Below are 18,021 nucleotides of genomic sequence, written 5' to 3' on the forward strand. Positions count from 1 at the left end.
TGCGCGCCCGCGACACGCCGGGCGACCGAAAATCCGGACTTGCTGAGCAAAAGCAGCGATCACATCCGACACTTCTTGGCATGCACATCGCCGTCGGGATCCTCGGTCTGCTCGTGTTCCTGCTGCTGGCCTGGATTCCCAGCAACAACCGCAAAGCCGCGGTCGGCAAGCTCCCATGGATCGCGCTGATGGTCGTCATCCAGTTCGGGCTCGGGCTGCTGTTCTTGCACACCTCGGTGGGCAAGACCGTGATCAACGGCATAAAGGACGGGTTCGGTCACCTGCTGACCTACGCCGGGGAGGGTACGAAGTTCGTCTTCGGCGACCTCGCCACGATCGGCCCCAACGGCGGTCCGTTCCTACTGACGGTGCTGATGCCGATCGTGTTCATCTCAGCCCTCATCGGAATCCTGCAGTACACGAAGATCCTGCCCATCGTGATCACCATCCTGGGCACTCTGCTGTCAAAGGTGAACGGCTTGGGCAAGCTGGAGTCCTACAACTCGGTGGCCTCTGCCCTACTGGGTCAGTCCGAGGTGTTCATCTCGGTCAAGAAGCTGCTCCCAGTCATCCCGCCTCAGCGCATGTACACCCTCGCCGCCTCGGCCATGTCGACGGTGTCGGCCTCCATCCTCGGCGCCTACATCCAGCTCATCGACGCCAAATTCGTCATCACCGCCATCGTGTTGAACCTGTTCGGCGCCTTCATCGTGGTGTCGCTGATCAACCCGTACACAGTGCCCGCTGACGACGAGATCGACCGCAACCCCGGCGGCGTGGACGCCCCGATCTCCAAGCGCGCCGCCGCCGAGAGTGATGCGACCAAGGGCGACGCAGTCGACTCCGATGACGACTACGTGGCGCCCACCAAACCGTCGTTCTTCGAGGTGCTCGGCGAGTACATCCTCGACGGTTTCCGGGTGGCGTTCACCGTGGCGGCCTTCCTGATCGGTTTCATCGCGTTGATCGCCATGCTCAACGGCATCTTCTCGGGCCTGTTCAACGGGACCACGTTCCAAGACGTGCTCGGCCACGTCTTCGCCCCACTGGCCTGGCTGACCGGCATCCCGTGGGACGAGGCAACCGAGGCAGGCAAGTTCATGGCCACCAAACTGGTCAGCAACGAGGTGGTGGCCATGCTGCAGCTCACCGAAGGCGATCAGGACCTCTCGGCGCGCACCGTTGCCATCGTGTCGACGTTCCTGGTGTCGTTCGCCAACTTCTCCTCGATCGGCATCATCGCCGGCGCCGTGCGCAGCCTCAACCGCAAGCAGGGCGCGGTGGTCGCCCGGTTCGGTCTGCGGCTGCTCTACGGCGCCACCCTGGTCAGCTTCATCAGCGCCACGGTCGTGGGATTCATCTACTGACCGCACCCCACCGGGTGCTCTTTCGATCACTGCGCTCACAACCCTGTTCTGGGCAGTCGGTCGGACGCACCCTGGATGCGTGATCCACCATCCGACCTCGCGGCGCTGTCGCAGCTGAGACCACCTGCTGCCGACGCACCTGCGACCGAAAGTCCGCCATGACCGCCATCCTCGAGCCCGCCACACCGTTGTCGTCTCCACTGCGCGTGCTGCCCACCCGCCTGCGCACCGCCGACCTGCTGCGTATCACCGACCAGACCGCTGCCGAAGTGCTTGACGGACGCCACGATGCGGTGTTGCCGCACGAGTGGGACGAGACCCGTCGATGGTCCACCCGCCTGCACGCCGACGACGACGTGGACGTGTGGTTGATCAGCTGGACCCCCGGCACCTCGACCGAACTACACGATCACGCCGGGTCGCTGGGAGCACTGACTGTACTGTCGGGCTCGCTCACCGAATATCGTTGGACCACTCAGGGTTTGCGCGACCGCGTCCTCGACGCCGGTGATCAGGCGGCGTTTCCCCTGGGCTGGGTTCACGATGTGATGCGCACCCCGAACGCGCCGATCACCGTCGATCCGACGCTGAGCGTGCACGCCTACTCACCGCCGTTGACCGCGATGTCGTACTACGAGGTGACTCCGGCGCAGAACCTGCGGCGCGTGCGTACCGAACTCACCGACGAGCCGGAGTGACTCGGGGCGCACACTCCGGTGCACACTGGGTGACCATGGACACGCCTCGCACCATCGACGACATCCTCGACCAGGCGCGGTCGCGCTTGGACCGGGTCACCGCCGACGCACTGCCTGCCGAAATCGCCGCCGGCGCCGTTGTGGTCGACATCCGGCCGGCCGCACAGCGGGCGCAGGAGGGCGATGTTCCCGGCGCCCTGGTCATCGAGCGCAACGTGCTGGAGTGGCGCTGCGACCCAGCGAGCGACGCCCGCATCCCCGAAGCGCTCGACCACGACGTGCGCTGGATCATCGTGTGCCAGCAGGGATATACGTCGTCGCTGGCGGCGGCGGCCCTGCACGATCTCGGCCTACATCGCGCCACCGATGTGATCGGCGGCCAGGAAGCGTTGCGCAAGAGTGGATTCGCGCCGCCGGCCTGATCTGTCGACGTCGTGTCCTTGCCCGCCGCGCCGCGCCGCGTCATCGTTGCACCCATGACAACCCGAAAGGCCGATCCCGCCACCATCGCGTGAGCGCCGCACCCGTCCAGCCCGCTGGACCCATCTCCCCCGAATTTACTCTGCACCGATTGCATGAACACCTGTGTTGCACAACAGGATCACCGCTTGACGAGGTGGGTCGATGCGCCGGTGGCCGGGAACCCACCGCGAGTGACACATGACAGCCCCGCGACCACGTCCTCGGTCATCCGCACCGGCATCTCAGACTCGCTACGCACCAGCCTGTACGACGGCGAGGCGGCCGCGATCCGCACTCTGCTGCCGCAGCCCCTCGGTGCGGTCACCTGGTACGGACAGCAAGAAGCCCACCACATCGCCTACCGCGACATCGCGCGTCGGGTGAGCTGCGCACGGTTCACACCACAGGACGACGAGATCCTCGACGTCCTGGTCACTCTCGCCGCCGCGACCGGATGGTGGTGGGCCTTCGACGACGTGTGCGTGATGGCGGATGGGGAGCCCGCGAACGGATCCTGCTGGTGGTGAACGGATCTGCCGAACGTGACGGTCATCGTCGTCGCTATGGCCTGCCGGTGCCAGAGTGGACCACCTCAGCTCTGCAGGCGGCGGGGTGGACCTACGGCATCAGTGGCGGCGACTACGCCGCATTGGCGCGTCGGACATGACTTCTTGCCCAACACATTTCATCCTCACGACACACGATCAGGTCGCCCTGGGCCTGTAGTCCATCGATGACGGGGATGGTCACCGAGCGATCGAGGTGATCGAGGACATCGAGGCAGGCAGCGCGAGCGTGGCCGTGGCACCGGTGTCGGCTCGATCCGGCTCGTGGCCGACTGAGTCGTGCCCACTCGACGCGGGTTTTCGGCACGCTCGACGCAGGTTTTCGGCACGCTCGACGGTCAGACGCGGACGGGCGCCTTGAGGGAGGCGACTACCGAATCGGTGGCGCGACGCAACGCCGAACGCTCGCCGAAGTAGCCGGCCACAGCGCCCACCACCGGCAGCTCGCCGAGGAACTTCCACGGCTGCTTGGGGGTGGGGCGGCTGGTCAACACGTCGGAGATCGACCGCAACAGACCCACCGTCTCGCGCACTGCCCGGATCACACCTCGCACCCCACCGGGCCGGGTGCGCCCGGTGGCGGCCACGGCCGCAGCGATCTCGGGCGCGGCCTCCACATCGGCCTTGCCCAGCAGGCGGCGCGAGTCGACGATGCGATCGCACAGCACGGCCACCAGCTGATCAGTCTGCAGGTACCGATCGTGTACCCCGTGCACCCGCTGGACCGCGCAGATGATGAACGCCTGCTGGGCGAAGCCGAGCAGATCGCGTAGCGGCAGCCGGTTGGCCAGCGCCCCGAACACCCCGGGGTAGGCGACCAGCACCGAGGTCAGCGACCCGATCCGCGACACCCACCAGTCGGTGCGCTGATCGAGACTCCACCGTTCCCAGGTGGCCGTGCCCGGCGATCCGGTGTGGTCGACGACGCAGGTCAACACCCCAGCCACCGTGTCCAGCACCGAGTCCCCCGCCTCTGGCCTGGCGAAGGTGGCCTTCTTCAGACCCAGCAGGTCGGTGTCCTCGAGTACGTCCAGCAGCGGGTTGATGACGCCGGTTGCGGTGTAGAGCACCCAGCTGATGTCGTGGTCGCTGATCGTGCGGCGGCCCATCGTTCGTCCTCTCCTGACGCGCGCAGCGTCACAGATCCAACCGATTCGTGTGTCTCAGGCGACCGACTCGCGGTGCGCGTGGACGGTGGTGCGTTCGCGGGCAGGGCGTCCGATGCCGTGGGCGATGGCCTGCAGCTGCGCCACCGATTTGGCCGACCCGTGTTCTGATCCGGCCATGCGCGAAATGGTCTCCTCCATCAACGTGCCACCCAGATCGTTGGCCCCACCTTGCAGCATCACCTGGGTTCCCGCATCACCGAGCTTCACCCAACTGGTCTGGATGTGATCGATCCGACCGTGCAACATCACCCGCGCCAACGCGTGCACCGCCCGATTGTCACGGTGGGTGGGCCCCGGTCGCGAGGCACCCGCCAGGTACAGCGGCGAGGACTGGTGCACGAACGGCAGCGGCACGAACTCGGTGAAACCACCGGTCCGATCCTGGATACCACGCAACACATTCAGGTGTGCCACCCAGTGATGGGGTGCGTCGACGTGGCCGTACATCATCGTCGAGCTCGACCGCAGACCCACCTCGTGCGCCGTGGTCACCACGTCGATCCAGGTTGCGGTGGGCAACTTGCCCTTGGTCAACACCCAGCGCACCTCGTCGTCGAGTATCTCGGCGGCGGTGCCGGGAATGGTGTCCAGCCCGGCTTCGCGCAGCGCGGTCAGCCACTCGCGCACACTCTGTCCCGATCGCGACGCACCGTTGACGATCTCCATGGGGCTGAAGGCATGCACATGCATCGAGGGCACCCGCGCCTTGACCGCTCGCACCAGATCGGCGTAACCGGTCACCGGCAACTCCGGGTCGATGCCGCCCTGCATGCACACCTCGGTCGCCCCGGCCACATGCGCCTCCCACGCACGGTCGGCCACCTCCTGCGCCGAGAGGGTGTAGGCGTCGGCGTCGCCTTTGCGCTGCGCGAACGCACAGAAGCGGCAGCCGGTGTAGCAGATGTTGGTGAAGTTGATGTTCCGGTTCACCACGTAGGTGACGTCGTCACCGACCACGGATGCGCGCAACGAATCAGCCAGCGCCACAAGCGCTTCTAGCTCCGGACCATCGGCCGTGGCCAGCGCCAGGTAGTCGGCATCGCTGCAGCCCGCTGGATCGGATTCGGCGTGCCGCAGCGCGTTCACTACGTCGGAGTCCAACCGTGGGCCCCTACGCGCGGCCGAATCATTGAGCGCCAGAACCTGTTCGCGCACGGTCTCCCAGTTACCGAAGGCGCTCCCGAGGTCACTGCGAGTGTCGGTGGCGCGGCCGTCGGTGTCGATGGCGGTGTGCAGATCCACCCGCCCGCTGGACTGCCAGTCCTCGTCGGGTTCTTGCCACGGTCGGCCCTGCGGGATGACATCGGCGGCCAGCCCGGTGTCGGGATCGGCCAGCGCCCGCACGTGCCCAGCCAGCCGAGGATCGATCCACGGCGAACCCGCCAACACGTACTGCGGCTGGGCCGCAACACGTTCGGTGAGGACATAGCCGGTGGCTGCGGTGATCTCGGCGAGGGCATCGAGGTTGGGCCAGGGCCGCTCGGGGTTGACGTGATCAGGGGTCAGGGGCGACACCCCGCCCCAGTCGTCCACGCCGGCGCCGATCAGCGCCGCACATTCCCTCGCCGACACCAGGTTCGGCGGGGCCTGGATCCGCATGGCCGGGCCGAGCAGGATGCGGGCGACCGCCACCGTGGCCAGGAACTCGTCGATGTCGGCGTCAGGCGTGGCGCTCATCGCGGTGTCAGGCTTGGCCCGGAAATTCTGGACGATCACCTCCTGGATGTGCCCGAACGCCTTGTGTGTGGCGCGAATCTCCAGCAGCGACTCGGCCCGCTCGGTCCGGTTCTCACCGATACCGACCAGGATCCCGGTGGTGAACGGCACCGACAGCCGACCCGCGTCGACCAGTACCCGCTTGCGTACGTCGGGATCCTTGTCGGGGCTGCCGTAATGGCATTCCCCCTTGTCGGTGAACAGCCGAGATGCGGTGGTCTCCAACATCATCCCCATCGACGGGGCCACCGGCTTGAGACGGGCGATCTCCTCCCAGCTCATCACGCCGGGGTTGAGGTGCGGCAGCAGGCCGGTCTCCTCGAGGACCCGAATCGACGCCGCCCGCACGTAGTCCAGAGTGGAGTCGTAGCCACGTTCGTCGAGCCACTGCTGCGCCTGCGGCCACCGATCCTCGGGACGGTCCCCCAGGGTGAACAGCGCTTCTTTGCAACCGAGTTGGGCACCGCGCCGCGCGATGTCGAGTACCTCGTCGATCTCCAGGAACGCACCGGTGCCCTCGCGGGCGAGCTTGCCCGGCACGGTCACGAACGTGCAGTAGTGGCAGCGATCACGACACAGCCGGGTCAGCGGGATGAAAACCTTGCGGGAGTAGGTGATCTGGCGATCGCGCCCGGCGGCGATCAGACCTGCGTCGCGTACCCGGGCGGCACTGACGCACAGGTCGGCCAGGTCGTCACCACGCGCTGCGAGCAGCACTGCGGCCTCGTCGAGGTTGACCGTCGCGCCGTCGCGCGCTCGTCGTAGCGCGCGTCGCATCGCCGACGGGCTGGGAGCAACGTCACCGGGGACTGCGGTGGCGCGAGCGGGGAATGCGGGCTCGGGCAGATCGGTGGGGTAGGCGGTCACCTCTCGATCATGCGCCATCGCAGCCGGCTCCGGGCGCACCTGCCCCCGACCTGGACCGCCGCCCGTCACCGCGGCCCCACCACCGGACGTGGCGGGGTGTCGCGGGTCGGCGTCGGCAGCCGACCCGACCAGGACGCGATCACCGGCACTCCCACCCCGAAACCGATCAACGCCAGAATGCGCCAGTCCTGCAGTACCCCGTCACCGCCGGGCCCGCCGAGAAGCGCCGCGAACACCACGACCGACCAGGCCGCCAGCGGGGCGAAGCGGGCCGCGCCATGCGTGGTCGCCGCTGCCAGCCACACCAACCCCAGGTTCAGCAGTCCGCCGATCACAGTCGCCGCGGGAAAGGGCACCGAACCGACGTAGACGTAGGTGAAGGCGATGCTCAGCACGGCAACGATCGCCCCGTCGAGCGTCAACGCGGCCAGCAGCACCCGATCGATCGATTTCACGTCACCGACCCGAACACGTCCACTTCGCGCCCGTCGATCAGGGGTCCCGACGTTCCGGCCACCAGGATGAGGTGTTCGACGGCGAACACCGGCTGCAGGATGTTGTTGGACAGGGCGTACTCCGTGCGACTGGGGGCCACCGTTATCTGGGTGGCGTGCGCGGCCAGCGCGGCGACCTTGCGGTCGAGCACCGAGCGCACGTCGATCGCGGTGGTGATCTCGGAGTCGGGACAGGACGGCAGCTCACCGGGTTCAGGCATCCGCCACCCTGCGGGCACGCGATCGGCGGCGGCAGCCAGTCCCGCCTGTAGCGCCGAGTCCTCGCTGACCGACCAGTAGTGCTTGGTCACCGACGTCCCACGGCGGGTGGCCTCGGCGATGGCCTCGGCGCAGATGCGGTGCACGGTCACATGATCGGGATGACCGTAGGTGCCTGCGGGGTCGTAACCGATCAACACCTGCGGGGCCCGCTCGACGATGAGGTCGGCCAGCGCCGCAACCGGGGCGGCGCCTGCGTTGCTGAACGCCCGCGGGTGCGCGGCCGCCGGCGAACCGGCCATCCCCGAGTCTCGCCACCGACCGGCGCCTCCGAGGAACAGCGGTTCCAGCGGCCGGTCGTCTGGGCTGAGGGCCGCCAACGCCTGCGTCAGTTCCAACACCCGGTAGCCACCGAGCTGATCGGCACCACCGTCGGCGACCAGGCCCGCCCAGGTGGCCCCGATCACCTCGCCCTCTTCGCCGAGCGTGCAGGTCACGACCGTGACCTCGGCACCCTCGGCGAGATATCGGGCGATGATGCCGCCGGTCATGATCGACTCGTCGTCGGGGTGGGCGTGCACCACCATCAATCGCAGCGGCGCGGGGTCGGCCGCAGCATCGAGATCCGCCGCTGCGGCGTGGGTGGCGCTCACGGGTTCACCAGGCCCCAGGTCGCGGCGTTGCCGAAGATGAGACTGGCCACCGGGCCCTGCAGTCGCACCCCGGTGATCCCGGGACCGACGGCGGTCAGGATCGAGTCCTGATAGATCGGCAGGTCGGTGAACTGGGCCGCCACCAACGGCTCGGCGGTACGCAGCAGATCCAACGGGTCGGCAACGGTCATCGCGCGAGCGGCCAACTCGGCCAGGCGCGGGTCGCACAGACCAGCCGGTGTCGCCGGGAACCTCGCGCGCGGGACCGCCGACTGACCCGGTGCCGGCACCGACGACGAGGCGACGTCGGGCGTGGTGGGACTCGCCTGCGACGGGGCCGGCGTCGGGCTCGGTGGAGTCCCGGCATCGTCGGCGCGCGGGTCGCAGTTCTGCGACGACGCCAATCGGGTGGCCGGCGAGATCGCCGAGCTACGCCACCCCACCACCAGGTCCACCCCGCCGTCGGTGAGCACCGGCCCGTAGAGCTCATCGCTGCGCAGGACCCGCACCCCGGTGCTGATGCCTGCCGCGCGCAACTGGTCGGCCAGGCTGTCGGCTGCCGACCGGGTGCGCAGATCGCCGGCCACCACACCGATCCGCAGGGTCAGGGTCGAACCCGCGCGCTGCAGCGGGACAACGCCTGTGGGGAGTCGGGTCGCCTCGGTGCCCTCCGACCCGGGTTCGACCGACGGTGTGCTCGTCGTGGGGACCGAGGCGGTCGACCCGCTCGATCCGACCGCCGAGGACGGCCCGGTCGGGTTCGGCACGCTGGCAGTGGTGGTCGACGGAGCCGAGATGGGTTGCACCGCTGCAGGTTCCGGCCGGTAGCCGGCAGCCGCGAACAGCTCGGCGCGGCGGGCAGGGTCGGGACGGGGCCGAAGCACCGGGAAGTACCCGGGGTCGGACGGATCGAGAACGGTGTTCGCCGAGGGCGTCACCACCGCGTCGCCGGCGCTGGCGTCGATGATCGTCTGCGGGTTGATCGCACCGAACACGGCCTCCCGCAACCGGATGTCGGCCATCGCCGTGCTGCGGACGTTGGCGGTTATCCCCAGTGAGCGGGCCACGGGCATCCGCGACAGGGTCACTCCGGGGATCGCCGACAGCGTCCCGGCGATGGCGGGTCCTCCGGCGAGGGCGACGACACCGGTGTCACCTGAGCGCACCGACTCGGCGAGCTGACTCTGCGTGCCCACCCGATGCAAGACGATCTTGTCGATCACCGCAGCGGTACGCCAGTAGCGGTCGTTGCGCAGCAACCGCACCTCGTCGCGACTGGTGTCGTTGACGATGACCGTGTACTGCCCACCCGAGGCGGGCAGCCCCGGACTCATCGCGGTACGGAACCCGTTGGGGATGCCGCGCAGGATGTGCGACGGGAGCAGCGCCGAGAAGAGTTCTCGCCAGGCCGGATACGGGCTGGCGAACCGCACGACGGCCTCCTTGCCGCCCGCGCGCGAGGCGACGTCGTCGATCAGCCGATAGCCCGCGGGTGCCACCACCCCGTCGGACTTGCTCATCATCTGCCACAGATAGGCAAAATCGTCGGCGGTCACCGGCAACCCGTCCGACCACTGCGCATCCTGGGTGATCCGATAGGTGACGGTGAACGGCTCCTGGGAGGTGACCTCGGCGCTGATCAACACCGCCGGATCGAGGACCCACGCCATCCCGTTCGGGGTCTGGACCGGGTCGAACGCGCTGGGCAGGGTCAACGCTGCGACGGCGGCGGTCATCGGCGATTGGTCGGAGATCAGATGGGGGTTGAGCCCCACCCCGATGCTGTCGGTGGCCACCGAGATCTTCAGCCCCGTCGCCACGTCGGTGGGCGGGACCGGGGTGGCCGACTGTCGGACCGGCGGCGGCGGATCGGCCGCGCACGCGCCGAGCACGGTCACGGCCGCCAGCGCACCGGCCACCACCCACGCGCGGCGACTGCGCGTGCGGGTCGCCCCAGTGCGGGTCGAGGGAGTGCGGCGCACCCTAGCCATTCACCTACCGATCAGCTGACGCTCTGATTGCGGGCTTTGGCGCGCGACCGCTCACGGCCACGCGCTGTCGCATCGAGTTCCACCTTGCGCACCCGCACCACCTCCGGAGTCACCTCGACGCACTCGTCGGCGGCACAGAACTCCATCGCCGCCTCGAGGTCGAGTTGCATCGGCTTGGCGAGGGTTTCCATCACGTCGGCCGAGGACTGACGCATGTTGGTCAGCTTCTTCTCGCGGGTGACGTTGATGTCGAGGTCCTCCTGGCGCGGGTTGATGCCCACCACCATGCCCTCGTAGGTGTCGGCACCGGGTTCGACGAAGAACGTGCCGCGGTCGGCGAGCTGGATCATCGCAAACGGGGTGACCGAACCGGCCCGGTCGCTGACCAGCGAACCGGTGTGACGCGCCCGGATCTCCCCCGCCCACGGGGCGTAACCGTCGAACACCGCGTTGGCGATGCCGGTTCCGCGGGTCTCGGTGAGGAAGTCGGTGCGGAAACCGATCAGGCCGCGCGAGGGGACGATGAACTCCATACGCACCCAACCGCTTCCGTGATTGTTCATCTCACCCATCCGACCCTTGCGGGCGGCCAGCAGCTGGGTGACCGCACCCAGGTACTCCTCGGGCACGTCAACGGTCAGGTGCTCGAAGGGTTCGTGCAGCTTGCCGTCGACCTGACGGGTGACCACCTGCGGCTTACCGACAGTCAACTCGAACCCCTCGCGCCGCATCTGCTCGACGAGGATGGCCAAGGCGAGCTCGCCTCGACCCTGAACCTCCCAGGCGTCAGGGCGACCGATGTCGAGCACCCGCAGTGACACGTTGCCCACCAGTTCGGAATCCAAGCGCGACTTGACCATTCGCGCAGTCAACTTGTGACCCTTGACGCGACCGACCAGCGGCGAGGTGTTGGTGCCAATGGTCACCGAGATGGCTGGCTCGTCGACGGTGATGCGCGGCAACGCAATTGGGTTGTCCGGGTCGGCGAGGGTGTCGCCGATCATGATCTCGGGCATGCCCGCCACGGCGACGATGTCGCCGGCGACGGCCGTCTCGGCCGGTGCGCGCTCTACGCCCACGGTGGCCAGCAACTCGGTGATCTTGGCGCGTTCGGTGACCGGCTCGCCGTCCACCTCGCGCAGCCACGCCACCGTCTGTCCCTTGCTCAGGGTGCCGTTGTGGATGCGGACCAGCGCCAGTCGACCCAGGAAGGCCGAGGCGTCGAGGTTGGTGACATGCGCCTGCAACGGCGCGGACACATCACCCTTGGGTGCGGGCACGTAGCTGAGCAAGACGTCGAAGAACGGGTCGAGGTTCTCGCCCTCGGGCACGTTGCCGTTCTCGGGGGCGACGGTGCTCGCGATACCCGCACGACCTGAGGCGTAGAGCACCGGCAGGTCCAGGGCCAGCTCGGCGGCCTCGGCGGCTTCGTCGTCGAGATCGGAGGCCAGGTCCAGCAGCAGGTCGTGGCTCTCGGAGACCACCTCCTCGATGCGCGCATCGGGCCGGTCGGTCTTGTTGACCACCAGGATCACCGGCAGCGACGCCGACAGCGCCTTGCGCAGCACGAAACGGGTTTGCGGCAGTGGACCCTCGGAGGCGTCGACCAACAACACCACGCCGTCGACCATCGACAGTCCGCGTTCCACCTCGCCACCGAAGTCGGCGTGGCCAGGGGTGTCGATCACGTTGATGACCACCTCGGTGCCGTCGGGCTGACGACGGTGCACCGCGGTGTTCTTGGCCAGGATGGTGATGCCCTTCTCCCGCTCGAGATCACCGGAGTCCATCACTCGGTCGACCACCTCGGCACGTTCCTCGAATGCACCCGACTGGCGGAGCATCGCATCGACCAGGGTGGTCTTGCCGTGGTCGACGTGCGCGACGATCGCGACGTTGCGGAAGTTCGGAACAGCATTCACTGGAGGAATCTTTCGGGTGGTGGGCATGCGAGAAGAGCCGAGCCTCGCTCGACCGCCATAAGGGTATCGGTAACCACGACCGGCGAGCGCATCGCGTTTGCGCACCGAGGCGCCGCCACCCACAGGTAAGGCTACCCACATTTAGGTTCTGCTAACCTATGGTCCAGTCGTTGCTGCAGAGAGGTTCACATCCGAGATGGCCAAGCTCACCCCGTCGACCTTCACCTCGGTCCGACCGAAGAAGAAGTGCTGCAAATCGTCCACGCGGTGTTCGAGTTGCCCACTGGTGCTGCACCGACTGTCGAAGATGGGTGCCGAGGACTTCTCGAAGAAGGAATTCGCCAAGGCGCTCAAGAAGGTTCGCGCCGCCTGATCACGAGCCGGTCACCGTTACCTCGCAGAGTCTGCCTGCGCATAGTGGGACGTGTAGGACATTCGGTCGATCCGCGGCCCCTGGCGCTGCGGGCGGTGCACTCGACGCCGCTTCGGCTCCAGCGGCCTCGGGACCAGCTGGGACAACGGGTCTGGGCAGACCCTGATGGCCTTCGGCGACGCGATCGGCAACTGCACTGGCGCGCGGCCAACAGTGACGTGATGGCCTCAGCAGGGGCTCGATTCTCCGATCTTGACCACCGAGAGCACGGCCTCACCCTCGCCCACCGGCGAGCCTGGCGCAGGGGTCTGTGCCACCACGATCCAGTTGCGATCCATGAGTTGCCGCCGACCCTGGCCCGTGGCGTCGACGCTGCGCGAGAAGAAGACGCCGTTCTCCTGGATGAGGTCCTGCGCGGACTGAAGGTTCATGCAGACAACCGCAGGCATCACGCCGGAGCCGCCGCTCTGTGTGGACAACGGCGCGGACTCGGGGGCCGATGAGACAGGCGCCGTGACCGCCGGGGCGTCCGCGCTCGCGGGCGGAGAAACAGACGTCGCCACCGCGGTAGACGTTGTCTCATCGGTCGACGCAGACCCACCCGATGACGAAGAATCCCCCGCCGAACAGGCGGTCAGCAGCGACAACGTCACACTTGCCCCGATCGCCACCAGCATCCGGCGGACACGCCGACCGTCGCGCTGCGCGAGCTCTGTGACCTCGACCATCATGGCCTCCTGACCGCTGTGTTCTCTGGAAATGTGACACAGCAGACCACGCCAGATCGATGAAACCGGGCATGAGAGCCCCAGAAGCAACCCAATTCCTACGATCGGACGACAGGTCACCCGGTGAGCAGTGCGATCAGATCCGGCAGCCAGGTGCGGTCGGCCGGGACCAGCGTGCCCTCGGCGGCCATCACCCGTAGCTGATCAGCGTCCACCCAGCGCACGGCGAGATGCTCACCTGCGGTGGGCTCGCCCCCGAGCAGCTCAGCAGCGAGGGCAATGAGAACGAGATCGTCGGCCAGGGGTACGGGGTCGCCGATCACCGAGCCGACTCTGACCTCGATACCGAGTTCCTCGACAAGCTCTCGACCCAAAGCCGCACTTCGAGTCTCCCCCGGCTCGACCTTGCCCCCGGGTAGTTCCCACAGCCCGGCCAGGTGCGCCGGTCGTGCCCGTTGGGCGAGCAACAGTCGCCCTCCACCGAAGACCGCACCGGCCACCACCTCACGGGTCATCCGATCACCGCCACCCGGTCGGGATCGACACGCAACCGCACCTGATCACCCCGCGCCACCGACGCAGCTGACACCGCTTGGGCGCGTTGCCCATCGGCGAACTCCACCTCCACCACCACGTCGTCGGGCAGGACCGTCACCGCGTGCACGCGCGCGGTGATCGCCGAGGAACGACTGTCATCGACCAGCAGCGAGCGGGCTCGCAATCCGACCAGCACCGGCGTGGCGAGGTCGGCGGGCGCACCCGGCAGCGGGATCGGTCCCACCGCGGTGTGTACCGCGCCGTCACGGTAGTCGCCACTGACAACGGTGGTGCATCCGATGAACCGCGCCACCGACTCGTCGATCGGATTGCGCCACACCTGATCCGGCGTTCCCGACTGCACGATGCGCCCGCGATCCATGACCGCGATACGGTCGGCGATCACCGCCGCCTCCTGATGGTCATGGGTCACCAGGATCGTCGGAGTTCCTGCGCGACGCAGGATCTCGGCGATCTCCCCGGCCAGCCGTTCCCGCAACAACCGGTCGAGCGCCGAAAGCGGCTCATCGAGCAACAGCAGTCGTGGGCGCGGGGCCAACGCTCGGGCCAACGCCACCCGCTGCGCCTGCCCACCGGAGAGCGCACCCACCGGCCGATCGGCAAAACCGGCCAGTCCGACCAACTCCAGCAACTCCGCCACCCGCTCGGTCACCGAACGTCTCGACCAGCGCCGAGTTCGTAGGCCATAGGCCACATTCCATCCGACCGAACGTCCCGGCAGCAGGGCGGCGTCCTGGAAGACGATCCCGATGTCGCGTCTGTGCACCGGCACGCCGATTAGATCGACACCGTCGAACGAGATCGCTCCGGCCGCAGGGTGTTCCAGTCCGGCCACGGCTCGGATCAAAGTGGACTTACCGCATCCCGACGCCCCGAGCAGCGCGGTGACCTGCGACCCGGTGCCGCCAAGGATCAGGTCGAACCCGTCGATCACCACCGACGATCCGTACGCGACACGGAGATCCGAGATCACCAGTCCCGCAACATCGTTCGCGGACGCCGTAGCGGTCACAGCGCGCTCGCCTCGACGCCGCGCGCGAGCTCCATCACGGCCACGGCCACCGCGGTGGCGGCGATGAGCAACACCGAGGCGGCCATCGCGGTGGCGAGGTTGTCAGCTCCCGGACGGTTGAGGGCCGATCCGATCAGCACCGGCAGCGTGGTGGTGCCCGGCCGGGCCACGAATCCTGTCGCCCCGAACTCACCGAGCGCGATGATGTAGGCAAACGCCGCACTGGCCACCACGGCCCGCCGGATGATCGGGAAATCGACTGTGCACCACACCCTCCACCCGCTCGCGCCCAGCGTGGCCGCTGCCTCCCGTAGCCGGGTCGGCACTGCTTGGATCGCCGGCCCGAGCACGCGGATGACCACCGGGACGGCCACCACCGCCTGCACCGCCGGCACCACGCCCGGCCAGTCGGCCACCGCCCGCGGCAACGACGCCAGCAGAATTAGGTAGCCAAAGCCCACGGTCACCGCACTCACCCCGAGCGGCACCATCGCGATGACCGAGGCGATGGTGCCGACGAACCCCGACGCGCGATGGAGCGCCACCGCTGCGAGCAGACCGACGGCCACCGCGGCCACTGTGGCCCACACCGCGCTCACCGCGCCGTATCGCAGTGTCGCCAGCGGGGTGTCGCCGTTGATCGATCGAGCCAGCGACCGGTAACCGGCCCACGTGAACGCCCCACCCGTGGTGGGTCGCACCGACCGCACAACCACCACCGCGATCGGGCCCAACACCACCAGGACGAGCCACAGTGTGCTCAGCTCGACCACCACCGCGCGCATCCCGCGCACGGGCGCGACGACACTGTCACGCACCGCGGCGCTCGCGGTCGCGATGGGCACGCGGGTGAGGGCCACCACCACCACGACCAGGAGTATCTGCACCATCGAGACCGCCACGGCCGCAGGCAGATCGAAATAGCCGATCGCCTGGGTGTAGACAGCGGTCTCCAACGTCTGCCAGCCACCGTTGCCCAGGATGAGCACCACACCGAAGCTGGTCGAGCAGAACAGGAACACCAGACCTGCCGCCGACACCAGTGGCACCACCAACCGGGGTGCGACGACCGAGGTGAACGCACGCATCGGCGATGCCCCCAGGGTGCGGGCCACCTGTTCGGGCCGGGGATCGAGGTTGCGCCAGGCCGAGCCCACCACCCGGACCACCACCGCCACGTTGAGGAACGCGTGCGCGGCCAGGATGGTCAGAAGCGAACCATCCCAACCCAATCCACCCAACGGACCACCGGGGGAGAACAGGGCGCGAAAGGCAATCCCCACCACCACGGTCGGCATGACGAACGGGACCGTCACCGCCACCATCACCAGCGAGTACCGTCGCGGACCCGCCACCGCCGCCAACCAGACCAACGGCGCCGCGACCACCATGGTGACCACGGTCGACGCCCCGGCCTGAGCAACGGTCGACCAGAGCAGGCGAGCCACGTCGGCGCGCGCGAGCAGCGACCCGAAACCCTCACCCGCAGAGTCATTCAAAGCACGACGGACCAGCGCTGCCACCGGCGCGAGGAAGAAGATGGCCAGGAACAGCACCGGCAGCAGCGCGATCGCCGCGGTGACGGCCGTCGCGCGCGGGCGCTGCGACCCGGTCGGGCTGAGAACCCCGGCCGGGGCGTCGGACACGGGCGGCCTCAGCGACCCATGATCGAGCGCCACTGCTTCTGCCAGTTCTCCCGGTTCGCCGCGATCGCGTTCGGGGCCAGCTCGACCGTCGAATCAGGCAGGGGAGCACTCTTTTGCCAGGCCGCAGGCAGCGCCACGCCGTCGCGAACCGGGTAGACGTACATCGCGTCGGGCAGGGCCTGCTGCACCTGCGGGCCGAGCATGAAATCGATCAGCTTGCGGGCACGGTCGGGGTGGGCGGCACCCTTGAGTACCCCGATGTACTCCACTTGCCGAAAGCAGCTGTCCAACAATGCTTTCGTTGCCGGGTTGGCGGCCGGCGACGAAGCGTAGGAGACCACGATCGGTGATGGTCCCTTGCCCTGGCCACCGGAGAACTGCTGGTTGTATCCCTCTTCCCAGCCCGAGACGATCTTCACCCCGTTGGCGCGCAGCTTGGTCCAGTAGCTCTGCCAATCGGAAGGGTAGGCGGCGATGGTCGCCAACAGGAATCCCAGACCTGGCGACGAGGTCGATGGATCCATCGCCACCAGCTGGCCTGCGAACCGGGGATCGGTCAGGTCGGCGATCGAGGTCGGCGGCTGCTGATTGCGCGCGGCGTACCACGCGTTGTCGACGTTGACGCAGACGTCACCACGATCGACCGGGGTGAGCAGGTCCGCCCCACCGGGCAGCTTGTAGTCGCGAGCCGACCCGGTCAGCGCCGGGGAGGCGTACCCGTCGAGCGCCTTCGCCGAGATCACCCGCGAGGCAAAGGTGTTGTCGATGCCGTAGACGGCGTCGGCCTTGGGGCGCCCGGGGGTCAGGGCCACCGTGGATGCCACCTGTCCGGCGTCGCCGGAGGAGACCACCTTGATGGTGAGTCCGGTCTGCTTGGTGAACTCGGCTCGGACCGAGTCGGGCAGTGCGAAAGAATCATGAGTGAGCAGGGTGACCGTGTCACCGCCCCCGGAGCTGGAGCTCGAACACGCTGCGCCCGACACCACCATCGTGACGCCCACCGCCAGCACGACCCCGCGTCGAATCAACCGCTGCACCGAGTTTCCGCCTCACCTTCGCGCCCGCACGGGCTCCCTCTGCCGTCCTAGGTGATCTAACCAGTGCCGTGCGCACGCTGTGGGGTGACACCATGGCCCCCATGGCGACATCACTGTTGACGGCCGAGGAGATCGAGCGGGCGCGCGCGGCGGCACCCACCTGGACCTGGCATCAGACTGCGGCCGAGCGGTCGTTTCAGGCGGTGAGTTTTCTCGACGGCGTCGACTTCGTCCGGCGGGTCGCCGAGGTCGCCGAGGCCGCCGATCACCATCCCGACATCGACATCCGCTGGCGAACAGTGCGCCTGGAAGTCAGCACGCACTCGGCCGGCGGACTGACGGCGCTCGACACGAGCCTGATTGCCGCCATCGAGCGCATCGTCGATGAACTGGACGGAAAGATCCGCTGACATGCGGTGACGAAGCGATGTTGACCGCATAACGATGTGATCACCAGTCACTTCCGTCACTCTGGTTTCACGCTATGGTCCCTGGGCGGTGCCGGTGCAGCCATCACCACCTACACTGACCCGCGACGCGAAT

At 68.0% G+C, this 18,021-nt stretch carries 18 protein-coding genes and 1 pseudogene; 8 read left to right on the forward strand and 11 right to left on the reverse strand.

Annotated features, from left to right (window positions below; translation table 11 throughout):
* Nucleotides 1–80: 80 nt before the first annotated feature.
* From KIK15_RS01905 to KIK15_RS18200, 5 genes are all read left to right on the forward strand, one after another.
* The gene (locus KIK15_RS01905; protein WP_214242460.1) at nucleotides 81–1,367 is read left to right on the forward strand and encodes a NupC/NupG family nucleoside CNT transporter; all 1,287 of its coding nucleotides are present in this window, start codon (nucleotides 81–83) and stop codon (nucleotides 1,365–1,367) included.
* 158 nt (nucleotides 1,368–1,525) lie between these two features.
* Nucleotides 1,526–2,065, forward strand: coding sequence for a cysteine dioxygenase family protein (locus tag KIK15_RS01910; RefSeq protein WP_214242461.1), 540 nt, complete (start codon nucleotides 1,526–1,528; stop codon nucleotides 2,063–2,065).
* A gap of 35 nt (nucleotides 2,066–2,100) precedes the next feature.
* Nucleotides 2,101–2,487 carry a rhodanese-like domain-containing protein gene (locus tag KIK15_RS01915; RefSeq protein ID WP_214242462.1) on the forward strand — a complete coding sequence of 129 codons (387 nt, stop codon included), beginning with the start codon at nucleotides 2,101–2,103 and terminating at the stop codon, nucleotides 2,485–2,487.
* A gap of 231 nt (nucleotides 2,488–2,718) precedes the next feature.
* A complete protein-coding gene (locus KIK15_RS18195; protein WP_250323889.1) occupies nucleotides 2,719–3,054 on the forward strand; it encodes a hypothetical protein in 336 nt (111 codons plus the stop codon).
* Nucleotides 3,051–3,194 carry a DUF6745 domain-containing protein gene (locus KIK15_RS18200; protein WP_250323890.1) on the forward strand — a complete coding sequence of 48 codons (144 nt, stop codon included), beginning with the start codon at nucleotides 3,051–3,053 and terminating at the stop codon, nucleotides 3,192–3,194. The genes KIK15_RS18195 and KIK15_RS18200 overlap by 4 nt, the downstream gene beginning before the upstream one ends.
* 237 nt (nucleotides 3,195–3,431) lie before the next feature.
* Here KIK15_RS18200 and KIK15_RS01925 read toward each other — a convergent pair whose 3' ends face one another.
* The 6 genes from KIK15_RS01925 to typA form a co-directional block, all read right to left on the reverse strand.
* A complete protein-coding gene (locus KIK15_RS01925) occupies nucleotides 3,432–4,202 on the reverse strand; it encodes a hypothetical protein (RefSeq protein ID WP_214242463.1) in 771 nt (256 codons plus the stop codon).
* A gap of 54 nt (nucleotides 4,203–4,256) precedes the next feature.
* Complete coding sequence (locus KIK15_RS01930) at nucleotides 4,257–6,863, reverse strand: bifunctional FO biosynthesis protein CofGH (protein WP_214242464.1); 2,607 nt, start codon at nucleotides 6,861–6,863, stop codon at nucleotides 4,257–4,259.
* A gap of 47 nt (nucleotides 6,864–6,910) precedes the next feature.
* Nucleotides 6,911–7,300 (reverse strand): facilitated glucose transporter, encoded by a 390-nt coding sequence (locus KIK15_RS01935; RefSeq protein WP_214242465.1) that lies wholly within the window; start codon nucleotides 7,298–7,300, stop codon nucleotides 6,911–6,913.
* Nucleotides 7,297–8,145 (reverse strand): N-acetyl-1-D-myo-inositol-2-amino-2-deoxy-alpha-D-glucopyranoside deacetylase, encoded by an 849-nt coding sequence (gene mshB, locus KIK15_RS01940; RefSeq protein ID WP_214243201.1) that lies wholly within the window; start codon nucleotides 8,143–8,145, stop codon nucleotides 7,297–7,299. Before mshB ends, KIK15_RS01935 begins: the two co-directional genes overlap by 4 nt.
* 62 nt (nucleotides 8,146–8,207) lie before the next feature.
* Entirely contained in the window at nucleotides 8,208–10,202 is a 1,995-nt protein-coding gene (locus tag KIK15_RS01945) for an ABC transporter family substrate-binding protein (RefSeq protein ID WP_214242466.1), read from the reverse strand.
* A gap of 11 nt (nucleotides 10,203–10,213) precedes the next feature.
* Nucleotides 10,214–12,124: a translational GTPase TypA gene (typA, locus tag KIK15_RS01950; RefSeq protein WP_214242467.1), complete on the reverse strand. Its 1,911-nt coding sequence runs from the start codon at nucleotides 12,122–12,124 to the stop codon at nucleotides 10,214–10,216.
* A gap of 196 nt (nucleotides 12,125–12,320) precedes the next feature.
* On the opposite strand from typA, the gene KIK15_RS01955 reads away from it, so the two are divergent.
* Together KIK15_RS01955 and KIK15_RS18820 are read left to right on the forward strand one after the other, a co-directional pair.
* Nucleotides 12,321–12,497 carry a hypothetical protein gene (locus tag KIK15_RS01955; RefSeq protein ID WP_214242468.1) on the forward strand — a complete coding sequence of 59 codons (177 nt, stop codon included), beginning with the start codon at nucleotides 12,321–12,323 and terminating at the stop codon, nucleotides 12,495–12,497.
* A gap of 69 nt (nucleotides 12,498–12,566) precedes the next feature.
* A pseudogene (locus KIK15_RS18820) lies at nucleotides 12,567–12,701 on the forward strand (DUF4185 domain-containing protein); the annotation flags it as partial.
* Nucleotides 12,702–12,724: 23 nt separating this feature from the next.
* On the opposite strand, the gene KIK15_RS18210 reads toward KIK15_RS18820, so the two are convergent.
* The 5 genes from KIK15_RS18210 to KIK15_RS01980 all read right to left on the reverse strand — a co-directional run bounded on the left by KIK15_RS18210 (nucleotide 12,725) and on the right by KIK15_RS01980 (nucleotide 17,478).
* Nucleotides 12,725–12,928 (reverse strand): PASTA domain-containing protein, encoded by a 204-nt coding sequence (locus tag KIK15_RS18210; protein ID WP_250323891.1) that lies wholly within the window; start codon nucleotides 12,926–12,928, stop codon nucleotides 12,725–12,727.
* Between the two features lie 413 nt (nucleotides 12,929–13,341).
* A complete protein-coding gene (locus KIK15_RS01965) occupies nucleotides 13,342–13,740 on the reverse strand; it encodes a (deoxy)nucleoside triphosphate pyrophosphohydrolase (protein ID WP_214242469.1) in 399 nt (132 codons plus the stop codon).
* The gene (locus tag KIK15_RS01970) at nucleotides 13,737–14,759 is read right to left on the reverse strand and encodes an ABC transporter ATP-binding protein (protein ID WP_250324058.1); all 1,023 of its coding nucleotides are present in this window, start codon (nucleotides 14,757–14,759) and stop codon (nucleotides 13,737–13,739) included. The genes KIK15_RS01965 and KIK15_RS01970 overlap by 4 nt, the downstream gene beginning before the upstream one ends.
* A 32-nt stretch (nucleotides 14,760–14,791) precedes the next feature.
* Nucleotides 14,792–16,441 carry an iron ABC transporter permease gene (locus KIK15_RS01975; RefSeq protein WP_214242471.1) on the reverse strand — a complete coding sequence of 550 codons (1,650 nt, stop codon included), beginning with the start codon at nucleotides 16,439–16,441 and terminating at the stop codon, nucleotides 14,792–14,794.
* Nucleotides 16,442–16,449: 8 nt separating this feature from the next.
* Nucleotides 16,450–17,478: a thiamine ABC transporter substrate-binding protein gene (locus KIK15_RS01980; protein ID WP_307851693.1), complete on the reverse strand. Its 1,029-nt coding sequence runs from the start codon at nucleotides 17,476–17,478 to the stop codon at nucleotides 16,450–16,452.
* 116 nt (nucleotides 17,479–17,594) lie between these two features.
* On the opposite strand from KIK15_RS01980, the gene KIK15_RS01985 reads away from it, so the two are divergent.
* Entirely contained in the window at nucleotides 17,595–17,888 is a 294-nt protein-coding gene (locus tag KIK15_RS01985; RefSeq protein WP_250323892.1) for a 4a-hydroxytetrahydrobiopterin dehydratase, read from the forward strand.
* The last annotated feature ends 133 nt before the right edge of the window (nucleotides 17,889–18,021 follow it).

It is taken from the genome of Williamsia sp. CHRR-6 (genome assembly GCF_018474015.1).
Classification (GTDB): Bacteria; Actinomycetota; Actinomycetes; order Mycobacteriales; family Mycobacteriaceae; genus Williamsia_A.